18 protein-coding genes are annotated in these 17,167 nt (G+C 57.5%); 11 read left to right on the top strand and 7 right to left on the bottom strand.

The genetic code is table 11. The features are described from left to right. Nucleotides 1–59: 59 nt before the first annotated feature. Together ACMGGW_RS10480 and ACMGGW_RS10485 are read left to right on the top strand one after the other, a co-directional pair. Entirely contained in the window at nt 60–608 is a 549-nt protein-coding gene (locus ACMGGW_RS10480; protein WP_420279421.1) for a hypothetical protein, read from the top strand. Nucleotides 609–827: 219 nt separating this feature from the next. Then, complete coding sequence (locus ACMGGW_RS10485; protein WP_060433018.1) at nt 828–1,358, top strand: hypothetical protein; 531 nt, start codon at nt 828–830, stop codon at nt 1,356–1,358. Between the two features lie 47 nt (nt 1,359–1,405). Here the strand turns inward: ACMGGW_RS10485 and ACMGGW_RS10490 are convergent, their stop codons facing one another. Both ACMGGW_RS10490 and ACMGGW_RS10495 read right to left on the bottom strand, forming a co-directional pair. Further along, complete coding sequence (locus ACMGGW_RS10490; protein WP_167324298.1) at nt 1,406–2,302, bottom strand: PhzF family phenazine biosynthesis protein; 897 nt, start codon at nt 2,300–2,302, stop codon at nt 1,406–1,408. A 54-nt stretch (nt 2,303–2,356) separates the two neighbouring features. Next, nucleotides 2,357–3,274, bottom strand: coding sequence for a DMT family transporter (locus ACMGGW_RS10495; protein ID WP_049207124.1), 918 nt, complete (start codon nt 3,272–3,274; stop codon nt 2,357–2,359). Nucleotides 3,275–3,455: 181 nt separating this feature from the next. On the opposite strand from ACMGGW_RS10495, the gene ACMGGW_RS10500 reads away from it, so the two are divergent. The 4 genes from ACMGGW_RS10500 (at nt 3,456) to ACMGGW_RS10515 (ending at nt 6,041) form a co-directional block, all read left to right on the top strand. Next, on the top strand, nt 3,456–4,325 hold the full coding sequence (locus ACMGGW_RS10500; protein ID WP_049207125.1) for a helix-turn-helix domain-containing protein: 870 nt from the start codon (nt 3,456–3,458) through the stop codon (nt 4,323–4,325). Between the two features lie 17 nt (nt 4,326–4,342). After that, nucleotides 4,343–4,777, top strand: coding sequence for a glyoxalase/bleomycin resistance/dioxygenase family protein (locus ACMGGW_RS10505; RefSeq protein ID WP_049203999.1), 435 nt, complete (start codon nt 4,343–4,345; stop codon nt 4,775–4,777). Nucleotides 4,778–5,087: 310 nt separating this feature from the next. Next, nucleotides 5,088–5,540, top strand: coding sequence for a MoaF-related domain-containing protein (locus ACMGGW_RS10510; protein ID WP_028127408.1), 453 nt, complete (start codon nt 5,088–5,090; stop codon nt 5,538–5,540). Between the two features lie 9 nt (nt 5,541–5,549). Continuing rightward, nucleotides 5,550–6,041, top strand: a complete 492-nt coding sequence (locus ACMGGW_RS10515) for an ester cyclase (protein ID WP_197831978.1) — start codon at nt 5,550–5,552, stop codon at nt 6,039–6,041. Between the two features lie 171 nt (nt 6,042–6,212). Here the strand turns inward: ACMGGW_RS10515 and ACMGGW_RS10520 are convergent, their stop codons facing one another. Beyond that, nucleotides 6,213–7,412, bottom strand: a complete 1,200-nt coding sequence (locus ACMGGW_RS10520; RefSeq protein ID WP_004940721.1) for a multidrug efflux MFS transporter — start codon at nt 7,410–7,412, stop codon at nt 6,213–6,215. A gap of 251 nt (nt 7,413–7,663) precedes the next feature. On the opposite strand from ACMGGW_RS10520, the gene ACMGGW_RS10525 reads away from it, so the two are divergent. Further along, nucleotides 7,664–8,110 (top strand): MarR family winged helix-turn-helix transcriptional regulator, encoded by a 447-nt coding sequence (locus ACMGGW_RS10525; RefSeq protein WP_038629307.1) that lies wholly within the window; start codon nt 7,664–7,666, stop codon nt 8,108–8,110. A 36-nt stretch (nt 8,111–8,146) separates the two neighbouring features. Here ACMGGW_RS10525 and ACMGGW_RS10530 read toward each other — a convergent pair whose 3' ends face one another. Next, on the bottom strand, nt 8,147–8,428 hold the full coding sequence (locus ACMGGW_RS10530; protein ID WP_004940713.1) for a YjcB family protein: 282 nt from the start codon (nt 8,426–8,428) through the stop codon (nt 8,147–8,149). A 294-nt stretch (nt 8,429–8,722) separates the two neighbouring features. Here ACMGGW_RS10530 and mrdA point away from each other — a divergent pair, with 294 nt between their 5' ends. Together mrdA and ACMGGW_RS10540 are read left to right on the top strand one after the other, a co-directional pair. Further along, nucleotides 8,723–10,648 (top strand): penicillin-binding protein 2, encoded by a 1,926-nt coding sequence (gene mrdA, locus ACMGGW_RS10535; RefSeq protein WP_089195869.1) that lies wholly within the window; start codon nt 8,723–8,725, stop codon nt 10,646–10,648. Nucleotides 10,649–10,755: 107 nt separating this feature from the next. Continuing rightward, the gene (locus tag ACMGGW_RS10540; protein WP_025302783.1) at nt 10,756–12,474 is read left to right on the top strand and encodes a penicillin-binding transpeptidase domain-containing protein; all 1,719 of its coding nucleotides are present in this window, start codon (nt 10,756–10,758) and stop codon (nt 12,472–12,474) included. A gap of 6 nt (nt 12,475–12,480) precedes the next feature. On the opposite strand, the gene ACMGGW_RS10545 is transcribed toward ACMGGW_RS10540, so the two are convergent. Then, on the bottom strand, nt 12,481–12,876 hold the full coding sequence (locus ACMGGW_RS10545; protein ID WP_025302784.1) for a polyketide cyclase: 396 nt from the start codon (nt 12,874–12,876) through the stop codon (nt 12,481–12,483). 49 nt (nt 12,877–12,925) lie between these two features. After that, nucleotides 12,926–14,164: a hypothetical protein gene (locus ACMGGW_RS10550; protein ID WP_197831979.1), complete on the bottom strand. Its 1,239-nt coding sequence runs from the start codon at nt 14,162–14,164 to the stop codon at nt 12,926–12,928. 414 nt (nt 14,165–14,578) lie between these two features. Here ACMGGW_RS10550 and ACMGGW_RS10555 point away from each other — a divergent pair, with 414 nt between their 5' ends. Continuing rightward, a complete protein-coding gene (locus ACMGGW_RS10555) occupies nt 14,579–16,126 on the top strand; it encodes a methyl-accepting chemotaxis protein (protein ID WP_197832084.1) in 1,548 nt (515 codons plus the stop codon). Between the two features lie 154 nt (nt 16,127–16,280). On the opposite strand, the gene osmB is transcribed toward ACMGGW_RS10555, so the two are convergent. Then, the gene (gene osmB / locus ACMGGW_RS10560) at nt 16,281–16,493 is read right to left on the bottom strand and encodes an osmotically-inducible lipoprotein OsmB (protein ID WP_004940700.1); all 213 of its coding nucleotides are present in this window, start codon (nt 16,491–16,493) and stop codon (nt 16,281–16,283) included. A gap of 231 nt (nt 16,494–16,724) precedes the next feature. Between osmB and ACMGGW_RS10565 the strand changes: the two genes are divergently transcribed. Further along, nucleotides 16,725–17,120 carry a DUF427 domain-containing protein gene (locus ACMGGW_RS10565; RefSeq protein ID WP_025302787.1) on the top strand — a complete coding sequence of 132 codons (396 nt, stop codon included), beginning with the start codon at nt 16,725–16,727 and terminating at the stop codon, nt 17,118–17,120. The last annotated feature ends 47 nt before the right edge of the window (nt 17,121–17,167 follow it).

Here is a 17,167-nt window from a genome sequence, read left to right on the forward strand (position 1 = left end):
AAATGGTAATTAACTGTTGGAAATGACTTATTCTATTTTCCGTGGGAGGAGGAAAAACTGTGGAATCCGATAAGAATTATTATAAAGGCACATGTGAACTCATTTCTGGCGAGGGGAGGATCTATACTGAGTTTAATGGCGATGTTGCAACAAGACAAATAACTATAATAAATGATTTGTATTATTCATCCTCATCTTTGGAAGATTGGCACGAAGATATAGGTTTTTTACTTTATGATGGTAAGAAAAGTGAGCTTGATCTTTCTGAGTCAAAGTTGATAACTAGTCTTGAATTTGAAAGTGAATGGGATAAGACAATCACCCCTGATGTTTTGAATAATTATGTCAGTTTTAGTTATGGTGATGCGTCTATTCCTTTGTCAAAATCTAAAATGATCATTCATATTGTGAATAATAAGGGGAAGTGGGGAAAAGGCTTTGTTGTTCCTCTATCAAAACGCTATCCAGCAGTAAAGGAAGGATATTTAAAGTGGTTCTCTGAAAAAAAAGGATTTTTTTCTCGGGAATGTACAATTCATCTGTGTGAACGGAAACGAGCGGATATATGTTGCAAATATGTTGGCTCAGGATGGACTAAAGAAAAGTAAAGATGATAATGCTCAGTATGTTTCATATGAAGCACTGAAAGAATGCCTGAGTCTGGTTTCTGATTATGCATTAAAAGAAAGGCTTAGTATACAATTGCCTATGATTGGTGCAGGATTGGGAGGTGGTGATTGGGATGCTATTTTTTCTCTAATTAAAGAGTGCTTGGCAAGAAAGAGAATAAAATGCAACATCGTTAAATTATGTTGAGTGAGAGTGACATGAACTTCTATACTTTCAGTAGCTTTACATTTGGCGATAACTTGATTTGTTTTCCCGATCCGAAATCAAGATTGTCCAGCTTTTTTATTTGGAATGAAGGTGATGGTAAGTTCCTATCCTACTCACTGCCAAAAGGGAAAGTGCCAAGCGCTTTGAGTAGCGACATTTTTAATTTGCATGACTATTTTCCTGCCAGTCTCGGAATTCCAATTTTTTCAAAAAAAGCTAAGGCTGTATTTGAACGCAAGGTTTCGTCTGAAATGTTATTCTATGAGTGTGCGGTAGAAAACGTAACTGAAACGATGCTTCTGTGTAAAGTGAATAATTATTTTTCAATTATTGATGAGGAAGCCTCGACGTTCAGAGAGCTTGGGGATGGAAGCAAGCTCATTGATGTGCCTGCTTACAAGTGTGACAGGGAGTTCTTTATTGCTAGGGATAGCATCTATTGTGAAAGGATAATTGTCTCTCAGCAGTTTGTTGACCTATGTAATGAAGAACAGCTAAACATAGGCTTTGAGAGTTGCTAATTGACGTTCCCAAAAGATGCTCACCATCCTCTTATTCCTCCCCCAAACTAAATACCCAATGTGCCGTTAATCAGGGTGCAGCACTGCCCGCCGATCCAGGGCTCACCGTCAATAAAGCGCACGCTCACGCGGCCATCTCGCTTCAGTTGGGTGCCCTGGCGCACCAGGTAGCCCTGTGCGGTCTGGCCGCCGTCGGGAAAGCGGTTGGCCTTCAATAAGCGCGCCAGGCAGGCGTTGGCGCTGCCGGTCACCGGATCTTCAATCAAGGCGCCGCATTCCACCATAAACGCGCGCATTTCGTAATCGGCCGGTTCGGTTGCGGAGCAGGGGCCATAGATCACCACGCCATCTACATCACACGCCGTTTGCAGCCGTTTAATCGTGGCCTGATCCGGCGTTATCGCCAGGCAGGATGGTGCGTCCGGCAGGCGCACCATCAGCCAGCGAATGCCCATCTCGGCAATCACCGGCAGGGGGTCTCCTTCAATCATCGCGGGCCGTAAAGCGGCCATCAGCCGTTCTGTTTCCTCAGCCGCCATTGGGCGAAACTCAACTTCGGGCGCGGCGAACGCCAAGGTGCCTTCCGGCTGGATATTGACCGCCACCAGGCCGACGCCGCATTCCTGCATCACCGTTCCAGGCCGTTTAGGTGCCAATCCGGCTTCCAGCAGGGCGTGGGCGGTGCCCAGCGTCGGGTGGCCGGCGAAGGGCAGCTCTTTTTCGGTGGTGAAAATGCGCACCTTATAATCCGCCGCCGGGTGCGTCGGTTTAAGCACAAAGGTGGTTTCCGAAAGGTTGGTCCAGCGGGCCAGTGCCAGCATCTGCGCGCTGCTCAGCCCCTCGGCCTCCAGCACCACCGCCACGGGGTTGCCCTGCAGCGGCGTACGGGTAAACACGTCCACCTGTTTGTAGGCGCGGGGTGTCACATCATCACTTCTGAGCATTGGCCATCATCCATTATCAACAAAACCTGATGATAACGATATTCGCCAATGGCTTCAAAGGGTTGAGTTTTGTTTTGAGATATCCGCCCGCCGCCATTTCAGCGTCGGCTTGGCGAACATCACCAGGTTGCCCAGCAGGATCAGGCACAGGCCCAGCACGGCGTTGAAGTGCCACTGATAGCCTTCGTAGATCGTTGAGATGGTCAGCGCCACCAGCGGGAACAACAGGGTGCTGTAGGCCGCCGCGCCGGCGCCGATGCGGCCGAGCAGGCTGAAGTAAGCGGCGAAGGCGATCACCGATCCGAAGATCGCCAGGTACAGCAGGGAGCCGATATAGCGGCTGCTGTATTCCATCTGGAACGATGCGCCCTGCGCCAGGGCGATCAGCGCCATCAACAGCGCGCCGTAGGTCATGGCGTAGGTATTGGTGGAAAAGATATCCAGCCCGCGGCGCTGATGGCGCGTGCTGATCATGTTGCCCAGCGAGAAACCGTAGGTACCGAGCGCGCTCAGGCCGATGCCTTTAAGCAGCTCCGGCGCCATGCGGGTGGCGGCCAGATCTTGCCAGAACAGCGCCACGATGCCGGTCAAACCCAGCAGCGCCGCCGGCAGCAGGTTGGGGCTGGGGCGCTGGCGGAAAAACAGCAGGCTGTTGAGGGCGTTGAACAGCACCGCCATCGAGAAGATCACCGATTCCAGCCCGCTGCTGATGTAGGCGGCCGCGTGGTAGAAGCAGAAGAAGTTGAAGCCGAATACGCAGCAGCCCTGCAGCACGCAGAACAGATGATCGCGCGGGGCGAGGCGGCGCAGGCGGCGCGTTAGCAACAGCACGGCGAACATCACCGCGGCGGCAATGGCGAAGCGGTAAGCGATTGAGACGGGAATGGCCACCGGCCCTTCCTGTTGCAGGGTGATCGCAATCCAGGTGGTGCCCCAAATCAGCACCACGGCGAGGTACAACAGCGCATTCATTCTATTTGTTACTCCGAAAAAACCGATGGCGCAGTATCCGCTTTGGCGCGCGGCGGCGCTTGCAGCGCTTTGCGCCCAGTTGCATATTCTTGCGCTTTTTTTGCCAAAAGCGCGGGGCGGCGGCTGGTATGCGGCGGCGCCACTCTTTACACTGTCGGCATGTCGAACAACGGGGCCGGCGATGTCCAACTATCAGGCGTTTGAAACACTGCGTGAGCACAAGGCGCGGCTGCACGGCAGCGTGCTGCTGGGCACCGGCGTGGAGCTGGCCGCCTGGTCCAACTGCAACGATCGCGTCACGCAGGAAAGCGCCGACCACCATACCCTGAGCCTGTACGTCGCCGACGGCTATGAGTGCTACCAGCAGGTGCCGGGCGGCTGGCGCAACGGCGGCGGGCCGGATCGGTTCTGCATCATGCCGCGCCAATACGCCTCCACCTGGGATGTGCGCAGCGATCTGTCGTTCGTGCATCTGTATTGCACCGATGGGCATCTGCGGCAGCTGGCGGAGCAGACCTGGGATCGCAGCCCGGCGGCGATCAACGTGGAGCCGCGCAGCTTCGGCGAAGATCCGCAGATCACGCTGCTGTATCGTCAGTTTTTGCTCAACTGCGATTGGCATGACAGCGCCAATCTGCTGGCGCTCAGCAGCGCGTCGAACCTGCTGATGTCGCATCTGATCCAGCGTTACAGCCAGCTGCAGTGGAAGCTGCCGCCGGTGCGCGGCGGCCTGGCTCCTGCGGTAGCCCGGCGGGTGCGGGAATATATCGCAAGCCACCTCGATCGGCCTTTGCTGTTGGCGGATCTGGCGGCGCAGGCCGGGTTGAGCGAATACCATTTCGCCCGCATGTTCAAGCACGCCACCGGCCTGGCGCCGCACCAGTTCGTGATGCGCGCCCGGCTGCAGCGGGCGGAACAGCTGTTGCGGCATAGCCAACAGCCGATCACCGAGATCGCGCTGGCGTGCGGCTTCAGTTCCGCCAGCCATTTCAGCAACCGCTTCAAGGCGGCCTATGGATTTGCTCCGCTGCAGGTGCGGCTGGGGCGCTAACCGAAAGGGAGTGCAGCATGGATCAACAGTTTGCCGGGCTGGGCGTGTTGTTTGTCGCCGGATTCGGGCCCATCACGCGTGAGAGCGACGAGAGTAAGGCATTTTATGTCGAGGCGCTGGGGCTGCCGCTCAAGCCGATGCCGGGCAACGAAACCTATCTGCTGTCGGAGCAAGGCGCGCTGGACGGGGTGAAGCATTTTGCCCTGTGGCCGCTGGCGCAGGCGGCGCAGTCCTGCTTTGGCGACGATCGCTGGCCGGCGGATCTCGCGGTGCCGCAGGCATGGATCGAGTTTGACGTGGCCGACATGGCGGTAGCCACCCAGGGGCTGGTCGATCGCGGTTATCGGCTGTTGGTCGCCAATCGCGAAGAGCCGTGGGGGCAAAGCGTTACCCGTTTGCTTAGCCCGGAAGGCTTGCTGGTTGGCGTCACCCATACCCCCTGGCTGCGTTAAATGCCGTGCCGTTCGCCGCCGTTTTGCAGCGGCGGGCGGCCTAAGAACAAATACGCATTAGCTTAAAGCGATCCGCGCTATAGACCTATCGAATCCCCGAGTTGTTTCCTTCCCTGAAAGCAGTAATCCCGTTCATTGCGTAAAAACCAAGGGCCAGAACGCGCTATTGCCATGCCATTTTACGGCGATTTTCCCCCGTCTTTTTTTGCCGCCAGGTGATTGATGGGAATAGAGATTATTCTTATATTTCCATCAATGCTTAAGAAATAATAATGATTCTCGTTTTCAACCACGGAAAGGAGAAGGAACGATGAAAACAGTGAAACGAACGGGCATCGCGTTGGCGATAGCCCTGACTTTCCCCCTGGCATTGCCTGCCGCTATGGCGGCGCAACCCTCCCTGACAAACAGTAAGGCGGCGACGATGACGGAAAAACACGGGCAGTTTATTGCGGTCGGTAAAGTGGTGCAGGTGACCTTCGGCGATTTCGCCTTCAAGCTGGATTTTACCGATGACAAGACCATGACCTTCACCGGTATCGGCGAGGCGTCGCAGGGCATTACCGACACGGTACAGTACACCGCAGTGGAGATTCGGCCGAAGGTCTACATGGTTTATTGGCACGAACCGCAGTCCGGCGACAACGTGACGCATATCGAGGACTTTGAGCGCGGCGAGGTGTACACCAACATTGCCGCCAAGGACGGCAGCTTCACCCATCTGAAAGGGCAGCTGAAAATCGTAGGTCACTCAGGAAACTAAGGAGCAGTTATGAAAAAGGCATTGATCGCCTGTGCGATCGTCGGCGGCTTGCTGGCGAGTTACCCGGCGTTGTCAACGGATCAGGCGGTGTCGCAAAAGTCGGCCGGCAAGGGCGGCTATCATCATGCCCAGCAAAAGCTGAAGGTGGTGGAAGATCTGTACGCGGGCTTCTTCAACCGCCACGACATCGGCGTGGCGCAGAGGCTGATTGTGGAAAACTACAAGCAGCATAACCCGTTCGTCGGCGACGGCATCAAGCCGTTCCTCGATTTCTTCAGCCAGACCTTTAAAGACAATCCGCAATACAGCGCCAAAATATACCGCAGCGCGGTCAACGGCGATCTGGTCTACGTTCACGTCAAATACCAAAATAACCCGCAAGATCGCGGCACCGCCAGCGTGGATATTTATCGGGTGAACGATCAGGGGAAAATCACCGAGCATTGGGACGTCAATCAGGATGTGCCGGAAAAATCGGCTAACGACAATACCATGTTCTGAGCCACAAGGGCCGCTGCGGCGGCCCTCTACGCGCCCGCAACACTTTATTTACTTACATAAATATTAAATGACCGCCGCGTCGAGTAGGCTACGGCCGCCTTTGGCAGTGGTGGTACGGTTGATGGGCGTCATTGTCCCGCCACTGCTTGAGGCGTTTCCCCACATTCCCCGTTATCCCGCACGTTGATTTTCCACTTTTTTGAACTGATGGCGCAGCTGCAGCGCATTGCAAAGCACCAAGACTGCCGTGACGGCGAACACCCAACGGAACCCCATCATCGCCGAAATGCCCGATCCCAGCAGCGGGCCAACCACGTTCCCCAGGTACATGAAGGATTGGTTATAGCCGAAGATGCGCCCGGTCACCTGATCGGAGGAATACTTCAGCAGCAGCGCCTGCACCGCCGGCATCAGCGCGCCGTCGGCAAAACCCAGCAGGAAGCGCAGAATGCCCAGCTGCAGCGGCGTATTGACCCAGGCCATCACGGCGAACAGGCCGGTGGTGAACAGCAGCGCGGCGATCAGGATGCGCGCGGTGCCGATGCGATCGCCGAGCCGCCCGAGGCGTGGCGCCGAGATCAGCGCCGCAATGCCGGGCACGGCGGCGATCATGCCGCTGACAAAGGCGATATTGCTGACGTCGCCCGATAGCTCGCGAATGAACAGCGTCAGGATCGGGCTGATGGACGAGTTAGCCAGCTGGATCATCAGGGTACAAACGAACAGGGTGACGATCAGCGTCGGATAGGGCAGCGAACGGAATACCGCCTTGCCGCTCAGCTGATCCGCTTTTTTCACCGTGATGCGCCGCTCTTTAATCAGGAACAGCGTCACCAGGAAGCTGACGAACATCAGCCCGGCGGTGACGAAAAATACCACCCGCAGCCCCAGATGGTCGGCCATCAGCCCGCCCAACAGCGGCCCGGCGATCACGCCGGAGATCTGCCCGGTAGAGAGCGTGCCCAGCGCCCAGCCGCTTTTATCACGCGGCGCCTGCGAGGCGACCAGCGCCATGGCGTTGGGAATATAGCCGGACGTCAGCCCCATCAGGGCGCGCAGCGCGAACAGCTGCCACACGTTAGTGGCCAGCCCCTGCAGCGCGATGACGATCGCCATGCCCAGCGAGGCGCGCAGCAGCATCAGCTTGCGGCCTTTGCGGTCGGCCAGGCTGCCCCACAGCGGCGAGACCACCGCCGAGACCAAAAAGGTGCCGCTGAACACCAGCCCGGACCACAGGCTGAGGGATTGGTGATCGCTGACGCCGAGCTGTTCGACGTACAGCGGCAGAAAAGGGAGGATTTGGCTCATCGCCAGCCCGGTGAAGAAACACCCGAGCCAGACCGAGATCAGATTGACTTTCCACGCTTCCATCGGCTTACCGTACCACGTTGAATAAGGAGGGATTTATTAAGCAAAATAATAATAACACTGCAAATTAATCGGCGAGGGGCAAATGCGTGAGCAAACGTAACCCTGCCGATGCAGTGTCTTTTTTGCTATATATTAATAGCTATATTATCATAGGTAACTAGGTTAAGCCAGAGCGGCGCGGTAGCCAGGCAGGGCACTGCGCGATCCGGCGGTGTGAAAGCAGGGATAAACTGAACGCTAGATTGATGCCAATGAAAAAAGATCACCCTGAAGACGTGACGCTGCTGCGCACGCAGTTAATGTCGCTGGTGCGCCGTTTACGGCGCGAGTCGCGTAGCGACGAAAAATCCTGGGCCCAGCTGATGCTGTTGGGGGCTATCGATCGCCACGGCGGCGAGGCGACGCCGTCGCTGCTGGCGGAATCGGAGCGCATGCGTTCCTCTAATCTGGCGGCCGCGTTGCGTGAGCTGGAGGCCGACGGGCTGCTGGTGCGCACGCCGGATGCCGAAGATAAACGCCGGGTGCGGGTACGCCTGACGCCCGCCGGGCTGGGCCTGCTGCAGCAAAGCCGCAGCCGGCGCGAGGCGTGGCTGCTGGCGGCGATGGAAAGTTGTTTAACGGAGCAAGAACAGGCGCTGTTGGTTGAGGCGGGGGCGTTGATGGCGCGGCTGGCGGCGGCGCCAACGGACGAGGAATAATCGCTGGGCGGCCGGTGCGCCGCCCGTGCAGCGAGGTTACGGCATCGGCCAATCGGCCGGCATGGTGCTGACCACGTCCACGTAGCGATCCCAGGCCGATGACCAGAACTGGGTGAAGGCTTCCAGGGTAAGGTGGATGCCCATCAGGCCCATCACGAACCAGCAGGCGGTAAACAGGCCCAGGCTGCTGAACATGAACGCCATGCCATTGCGGCTGGTTTTACGGCAAACGACGTTTAACTGGCTGGCGAAGAACATCATCACGGCGCTCAGCAACTCCCAGCGCATCATGACTAAACCGGTGGCAATGGTACTCATCGAACTCGATCCTATGTAACAAAAAGCCGCATCCGGCAGGGCGCCGACAGGGAAATGCGGGGGAATATCGGTAATAGTGTGATTAAGATCACATTGTAGCATTGGGGCGAACGGGGGCTCAATGGGGATCGCGGTGAAAAAATCGCCGCCGGTAACATTCCAATATGCTGAAACAGTTATGCCATTTCATTAGCAACCTTTTCATGGGGCGTCGCGCCCGATAACGCTATGCTTGCCGGCTTTTCAGCCCCCTGATTTTGCGGGGAAATGTGACGCAAAAGGTACCGGCACTGCATGGCCCTGTTAAAAGAAACAATTCGCGACCACTCTGCGGAAGAAAGACTGTTTATCCGCCGGGCAGGCGTGGCGCTGGCGCTGGTAGTGGTGTGCTTCGGCGTATTGATCGTCAACCTCTACCGGCTGCAAATCCGCCAGCACGGCTTTTACCAGACGCGCTCCAACCAGAACGACATCAAGATGCTGCCGCTAGCTCCCAGCCGCGGGCTGATCTTTGATCGTAACGGCACTCCGCTGGTGCGAAACGTGACACTGTATCGTATCGAGATCACGCCCAGCAAAATCACCGACATGGCGGCGCTGCTGCAGGCGCTGACGCCGATCGTCGACCTGACGCCGGAGGACATCAGCGCGTTTCGCGATGACATGCACCACAACAGCCGTTACAAGCCGGTGACGCTAAAAACCGGGCTGAGCGACACCGAGGTGGCGCGTTTTGCCGTCAATCAATACCGTTTCGACGGGGTAACAATCGATACCTATCAACAGCGTGAATATCCTTACGGCGCTCAGCTGGCGCACGTTCTGGGCTATGTGTCGAAGATCAACGACAGCGATCTCAAGCGCCTGGACAAGGCCGGCCTGAGCGAAAACTACGCCGCCGACCGCAACATCGGCAAACAGGGCATCGAAGCCTATTACGAGTCCGAGCTGCACGGCACCACCGGCTATCAGGAGGTGGAAGTGGATAACCACGGGCGGGTGATCCGCCTGCTGAAGGAGCAGCCGCCGAAGGCTGGCAAAAACATCTACCTGACGCTGGATCTGCCGCTGCAGCAGTACATTGAATCGGTGCTGAAGGGGCAACGCGCCGCGGTGGTGGTGGAAGATCCGCGCGACGGCGGCATTCTGGCGATGGTCTCCAGCCCCAGTTACGATCCCAATCCCTTCGTCAAAGGCATCGGCTATCAGGCCTATAAGGCGCTGCTCCGCAACCCGGATCTGCCCCTAATCAACCGCGTCACCCAGGGGCTGTACCCGCCGGCGTCCACGGTGAAGCCCTACATGGCCGTTTCGGCGCTGTTCGCCGGGGTGATCACGCCCACCACCACCTTTTTCGGCGCGCCGACCTGGACGCTGCCCGGCACGGAGCGCCGCTACCGCGACTGGCTGAAAACCGGCCACGGCATGCTCAACGTCACCAAAGCGATCGAGGAGTCTGCCGACACCTTCTTTTATCAGGTGGCGTATGAGATGGGCATCGATCGTATTCACCACTGGCTGAGCCAGTTCGGCTACGGCCAGTCCACCGGCATCGATCTGAACGAAGAGTATCGCGGGGTGCTGCCAAGCCGCGACTGGAAGCTGAAGGTGCACAAAAAAGGCTGGTATCAGGGGGATACGGTTTCGGTGGGCATCGGCCAGGGGTATTGGGTGGCGACGCCAATCCAGATGGTGAAAGCGTTGACCACGCTGCTCAACAACGGCAAGGTGAAAACGCCGCACCTGCTGTATTCGCTGCAGCAGGGCAACCGGGTGACGCGCTACCAGCCGCCGGCGCAAGCGGCGCAGATCGGCGATCCCCACTCGCCTTACTGGGGCATCGTGCGCAACGGCATGTACGGCATGGCCAACTTGCCGAACGGCACCGGTTACAAGCTGTTCCATACCGCGCCGTACCAGATCGCCGCCAAATCCGGCACCTCGCAGGTGTTCAGCCTGAAGCAAAACCAGACCTACAACGCCAAAATGATCCCGGTGCGGCTACGCGATCACATCTTCTATACGCTGTTCGCGCCTTACAAAAACCCCCGGGTGGCGATGGCGCTGATCCTGGAAAACGGCGGTGGCGACGGCGTGGTGGCGGGGCCGACCGCACGCGCGATCCTCGACCATATTTTTGACCCGGCCAACGCGCCACAGCCCGGTGATATGCCGCAAAGTAAACCGCAGTTAAACGACAGTGCAGATGTGCAACGGTGATGCGGTTTGTTTTTACTTTCTTACAAACTGCAATCTCCTGACCATTTCCGGCAAGGTAGACTGAAATAACACCATAAACCGAATAAAAACGTAGGGTTAACACAACAGTGGCGCCATCGACCAAAAAGAGCGGTAAAACCTATTCCACAGTTCGTTTCGGCTGGATTTGCGCCGGCATGCTGGTCTGTTTTTTTCTGTTGGCGTTCAGGGTCGGCTACCTGCAGCTGCTGGAACACCAGCAGTTGGCGGATCAGGCCGACCAGCGTTCGATCCGCACCCAGGTGGTGCCGACCAACCGCGCTATGATCACCGATCGCAACGATGAGGCGCTGGCGGTCAGCGTGTCGTCCAAAGACATCGTGCTGGACCCGAAGCATATTCTCGATACCCAGACCGATACCGGTAACGAACGCTGGCAGAGTATGGCCAACGTGCTGAAGATCCCGCTGGCGGACGTACAGCATCTGATCCAGAGCAACGCGCACAAACGTTTTGTCTACCTGGCGCGCAAGGTGGAGGACGACAACGCCGCCTACATCAGCAAACTGCACCTGACCGGCGTCAGCGCCGAGCAGGATTTCAGCCGCTTTTATCCGATGGGCCAGGATGCCGCCGGGCTGATCGGCATCGTCGGCCAGGACAATCAGGGGCTGGAGGGCATCGAGCTGGGCTTCAACCCGCTGTTGCAAGGCAAAAACGGCCTGCGGGTCTATCAGAAGGATGGCAGCGGCGCGGTGATCGGCGTGCTCAAAAGCGTGGATCCGGTGCCACCGCCGAACGTGACGCTCAGCATCGACAAATTTATCCAGTACGTGCTCTATGCGCAGATCCGCGACGGCGTGGTGGCTAACCAGGCCGACTCCGGCTGTGCGGTACTGGTCAAGATCGACACCGGCGAAATCCTCGGTATGGCCAGCTATCCGTCGTTCAACCCGAACAACTATGGCAGCACGCCGGCGAAAGATATCCGCAACGTGTGCAGCAGCGACAGCTTCGAACCGGGTTCGACGGTGAAACCGGTGGTGGTGATGGTGGGGTTGGAACATAAGCTGATCCGGCCGGATACCGTGTTGGACACCACGCCGTATCGGGTGAACGGTCACCTGATCAAAGACGTCGGCCACTGGTCGAAACTGACCATCACCGGCGTGCTGCAAAAATCGAGCGACATCGCGGTATCGCACATTGCGCTGGCGCTGCCGGCCACCGTGCTGCCGGCGGTCTACCGTAGCTTTGGCCTGGGGCGGCCAACCGAGCTTGGCATCGGCAACGAGAGCAGCGGCTATCTGCCGCAGCACCGTGAACGCTGGGCCGATATCGAACGCGCTACCTTCTCCTTCGGCTATGGGCTGCGCGTGACGCCGCTGCAGATGGCACGCGAATATGCTGCTATCGGTTCCTTCGGCATTTATCGGCCGCTGTCGATCACCAAGGTGACGCCGCCGGTGATGGGGCAACGTATTCTGCCGGCGGATACGGTACGGTCCGTGGTGCATATGATGGAGAGCGACGCCTTGCCTGGCGGCAGCGGGGTGAGCGCCGCGGTGCCGGGCTATCGGCTGGCGATCAAAACCGGTACCGCCGAGAAAATGGGCCCCAGCGGCAAATACGACGGCGGCTACATCAACTACACCGCCGGTGTGGCGCCGGCCAGCGATCCGCAGGTGGCGCTGGTGGTGATGGTCAACAACCCGAAAGCCGGCAAGCACTTCGGCGGTTCGGTGGCGGGGCCGGTGTTCGGCAAGATCATGGCCCAGGTGCTGGAGCACATGAATATCCTGCCGGATGCCCAACCGCTTAACGTGGTGTCGTCGGTCAAGGGCTGATGGGGATTAGCGCGATTCCAGCAGGCGCTTTAGCGCCTGCAGATCGGCGTTCACCAGCCCGGCGTCGCGGGCGAACAGCGCGTCGTCCATGTCCGGCTGGCGGAACAGGGTGAAGATCACCTCGGTGCCGTGCCGGTTGGCGAGCGCGCGCAGCGGCACGTAGACCACGCCGCCGTTCGGCAGCGTCACCCAATGATCCAGCACGCCGAAGGCATTCGGCGCGCTGAAGCGAATACGAAGGTTTCCCTGTGGGGTGTCTGCCACCCATTCTTCATCTTCCTGCCGTAAACTGTTGGCCAACCCTTTGGCCCACAAGGGGAAATTTTCCGGCTGGCTGAGAAAGGCGTACACCTCGTCACAGGGGCGGTTGATGGCAATATGCAGCGTTTGCGCGCTCAGCATCGTGGCTTCTCCGGTTGGCGGTGATACTTCAGTGTAGATCTCGCCGTGCTCAGAAGTAGTAACCGATGTTCACGTTAGTGCGAAAATACCATTTATTGCTGCCGGAGGATGGCGTGCCGGTCCAACCGGTGGCGTTTTCCACGCCGCCCCACGGGTTGGCATTCTGCGCCCAGGTCAGGTCCACCCACAGCATCACCGGCATGGCGAACACCTGCACCCCCAGCGTATTCATTTTGGAGTCGGAACCGCCGTGCTTATCCTTCCAGAGCACGCTGTAATCGTTGTAGAACCGCAGCTTTTTCACCTGCCCCCAAGGTACGTCGACGTCGCGCGCCAGGTTGATGGCGGCGGTGGTGGCCTGCGACGGGATCAGATAGGCCGGCGTCAGGCCGTTGCCGCCCATCAGGATCACCGAATTGTTGGCCCCGGCCGGGCCTTTGGCATCGTAACCGTAGCGGATCACCTGGCCGGACAGATGCCAGGGATCGTTATTCACCAGCGTATGCAGGCCCGCCGCCCAGAAGCTGCCGTTATCGCCGGTAGCCTGGTTGTAGAGCCGTGAGGCCGCCAGCGAACCGCCGAGCTCATTGTCCCAGCCGCCCTGGTGGAAAGCGCGCGTCAGCCGCAGGTTTATCTGATCGCGTTTTTCGTTGCGCTGCAGGTGCTGTGACGCATAGTTGGTGTTTTTCAAATCGTCGTAGCTGGCGACGTCGGGGGCGTAACGCACGCCGGTCGGCATCATGCGCGGGTAATAGGCGGCGTCGAAGGCCCAATCGTCATGCTGATATTGGTATTTGGCGCCCAGCCCGGTGTTGACGCCAAAGCCGAGGTAAAACGGAATGCCGTACGACCAGCCGAACTGCGGGTAGGGCATCAGGCCGAACGGTTTGAACGGCGCGCCCAGTTGCACGGCGGAACGTTCAGACAGGTGATAGCCGACATAGGCGCGGTCGATGGCGTATTTGCGCCGATCCTGAAACCAGAATCCGCCATCGAAAAATGCATCGTTTACCTGGCCGACGGCATCGATGCGAAAAGCGTCAAAGCGTAAATGCGGAGGATTCCGATAATTGCTGCTGTGCCAGTCTTCATAGCGATAATTGGCGCGCAGTGCACCGCCGATATCAATATTCTTTTTATTATCCTCGCTTTGCCAATGAATATGCGGAAATGCCGGGCGGCTTTTTTTTACCGGCGCCGCGGTGGTGGCAACATCGTTGGGCAATGCGGCGACGGTTGCATAACTCACTGGTGAAACAAGGAAAAAACAAAGCGTGATCTTGCGCATAGCAGGCCCCTGAAGAAAATAGACTGTTTATTAAGGCGAGCGAGTTTCACCTGTGAACAGGGCATTTACGCTCATCGGTTTTATATTTGAGACGATTTTATTGAGCGTTTCATATATTAAATGCCGCGCCGGTTAATATATGAAACTTTGTTTCTTTTTTAATGGAAAAACTATAAATCCGGTATTAAACAAGTCAAGAAATAAAAATGAGAGTTGACGGGCAATACCGATTATTGGGGGATCTTGGCCGGCGGGGGCGACGCAGAGCAGGCTGAAATAGTCGTGTCATCAATGCCCGTTAGACTCGCGGCATCCTGGTATGACTGACTAAAAATCATGAACATAAAACTGACACTGGGCCGCAGGGTAAAACCTGCGGCAGCGCTACCGCGTGCGTTTGGCTTCGGCAAGAGCATGGGCTTATTAAGCGGGGTAATTTGCGTTATCGCGCTATTTTCTCTGCTTCAATTGTTTTCCACCCTATTTATTTCCAATATTTTGCGCGACGCCAAGGTTAATCTGGTGACGGGCGATGCGTTGCATCGCCAGCAGGCGACAATGGATCGCGCCAGACTGTCGCTGCTGACGGCCAGCGATACCCTGAACCGTGCGGGCATCTATTATCTGCAGGATAAAGCCACCGGCTCCGAGGGCAGTTGGCATAGCCTGCTGGATGAATCGTTGGCGGCGTTGGCGGCTTCAAAGCAGGCCTTTGCCCGGTTCGAGCGCTTGAGCGCGGCTGCGCCCGAAGCGACGGGCGCCCTGAAAGACAGCTATCGTCTGTTCTATGACGGCCTGAAGGAACAGGCGCAAGGGTTGCAAAGCAGCGCCAGCGTCGATGCGTTTTTCGCCGTGCCGATCCAGGCGTTTCAGGCGGATTTCAACGAGAAGTATCTTGCCTACCAGACGCTGAACGAGCGGCGTGGCGATGACGTCAACGTGCGGCAATTGGCGGCGCTGGAGCAGGCCAAGATCTTTGCGTTTGGCGCGCTGGCGGCGCTGGCGCTGATCGCCGTGGGGGTATGGGTCGGCGTCTCTCGCTGGGTTATCGCACCGTTGCAGCGGGCAATCGCACACCTCAACGTGCTGGCCGCCGGCGATCTTTCGCGGCCGCTGCCGCCTGAGCGGGCGTTGAACCGCGAGATGCGTCAGCTGCAGACCAGCATTGGCCATATGCAAAACGGCCTGCAGCGGCTGGTGAGCGAGGTGCGCGATGCGGCGAGCGGGATCCTGAGTGGCGTCGGCCGGCTGGCGGACGGCAATCGCCAGTTGACGGCACAATCGGCGAAGCAGGACGGCGAATTGCAGTTGGCGACCGAGCACGTGCAGCAGCTGGCGGCGCGGGTGGAAGAAAACGGCCAATACGCCCAGCAGGCCAGCCAACGAACCGAACAAGCCCGGCAGTACGCCGGCGCCGGTGAGCAGATGATGGAAACCGTCAATGTTTCAATCCAAGGGATCGTCAACCAATCGGCCGAGATGCGTGGCATCGTCGCGCTGATCGACAGCGTGGCGTTCCAGACCCATATTCTGGCGCTGAATGCGGCAATCGAGGCCGCGCATGCCGGCGTTCACGGCCGCGGCTTTGCCATCGTAGCCAAAGAGGTGGGTCTGTTGGCGCAAAAGAGCAGCCATTCGACGCGCGATATTCAGCAGTTGATCAACCGTTCACTGCAGCAAATCGATCAAGGTTCGCAGGCGGTGGATCTGCTGACCGGCAACCTGCGCCAGATTATCGATCTGGTGAACAAATGCAGTGCCCTGATGGGGGAAATCTCGCAGGCGTCTTTCAATCAGGGGGAGAGCATTCAGGACGTGACGGCGCGCATTGCGGCGCTGAATCAGGTGGTGCAACAAACCGGCGCCGTGGTGAACGCGGTGACCGAAGCTTCTCAGTCGCTGCAGGGTGAATCGGAACGGTTGGAAAAAGCGATGGCGCGTTTCAGGCTGCCTGTGCAATAAATAACCCTGATGCAGGTTAATGAATAATAAAGCTGCGCTAAACGTTATTTATTATTTTCCACCGCTGAGGGACGTTATTTCGATAAATAAAAAACAGACCGGCGCTTATGGATTAAAAAAGTGCCGGCCTGCAGAGATTATTTTAACGCGATGATTAACGGCTGGTCTGGTGGCCGATAATGCCACCCAGCGCCGCGCCGCCGAGGGTACCCAGCGTGCTGCCGTCGGTCAGCACCGCACCGCCGACTGCACCGACGCCAGCGCCGATCGCCGTGTTGCGATCGCGATTGGACATATGCCCACATGCGGTAACGGAAAGCGTTGCCATCACCACCACCAACACACCTGCGGCACGTTTAATATTCATAATGAGTTCCTGGTAAATTGACTGATTAATGGATTAAAAATAATCCGATTAACCTGCCGGTAGAAGTTGGGATGAATGTATTCCTCCGTAAGAAAATCGAACAGGTAAAAATTCTTAATTTTGCGGCGGTGAAAAGCGATTGCTCGCCGAATGTGCGGCCGACGGTAAAATCGTGGGTCTATACTGGAAAGACGCCTCGCGGGGTGCGGGGCGCACACTCTGGAGGCCGCCATGTCCGATCTCGTTTCCGCATCCGGCAAACCGGTGAAAATCCCCGGCCCGGACCACCCAATCACCTTGACCCGCCATCCGGCGCGGGTTGTCGTGCGTGCAGCCGGTCAGACCCTGGCCGACAGCCGCAACGTGCTCATCCTGCAGGAAGCCACCTATCCGCCGGTGTTTTACTTTCCGCGTGAGGATGTGAATCGGGCGCTGTTGCAGAAAAACGAGCACGTCAGCTACTGCCCTTATAAGGGCGACTGCAGTTATTTCTCCCTTGTGCTTAACGGCGAGCAGGAGGCCAATGTGGCCTGGAGTTATGAAATGCCCTACAACGCCGTGGTAGCGATCAAGGATCATCTGGCATTTTATCCCGATAAAGTGACGGAGATCCGCACAGAAGCGTGAGCCGCCGCCGCCATCGGGCGGGGCAGGTTGACATTCTCATTATCCCT

This window comes from Serratia sp. BNK-4, from assembly GCF_048685115.1.
Lineage (GTDB): Bacteria > Pseudomonadota > Gammaproteobacteria > Enterobacterales > Enterobacteriaceae > Serratia > Serratia bockelmannii.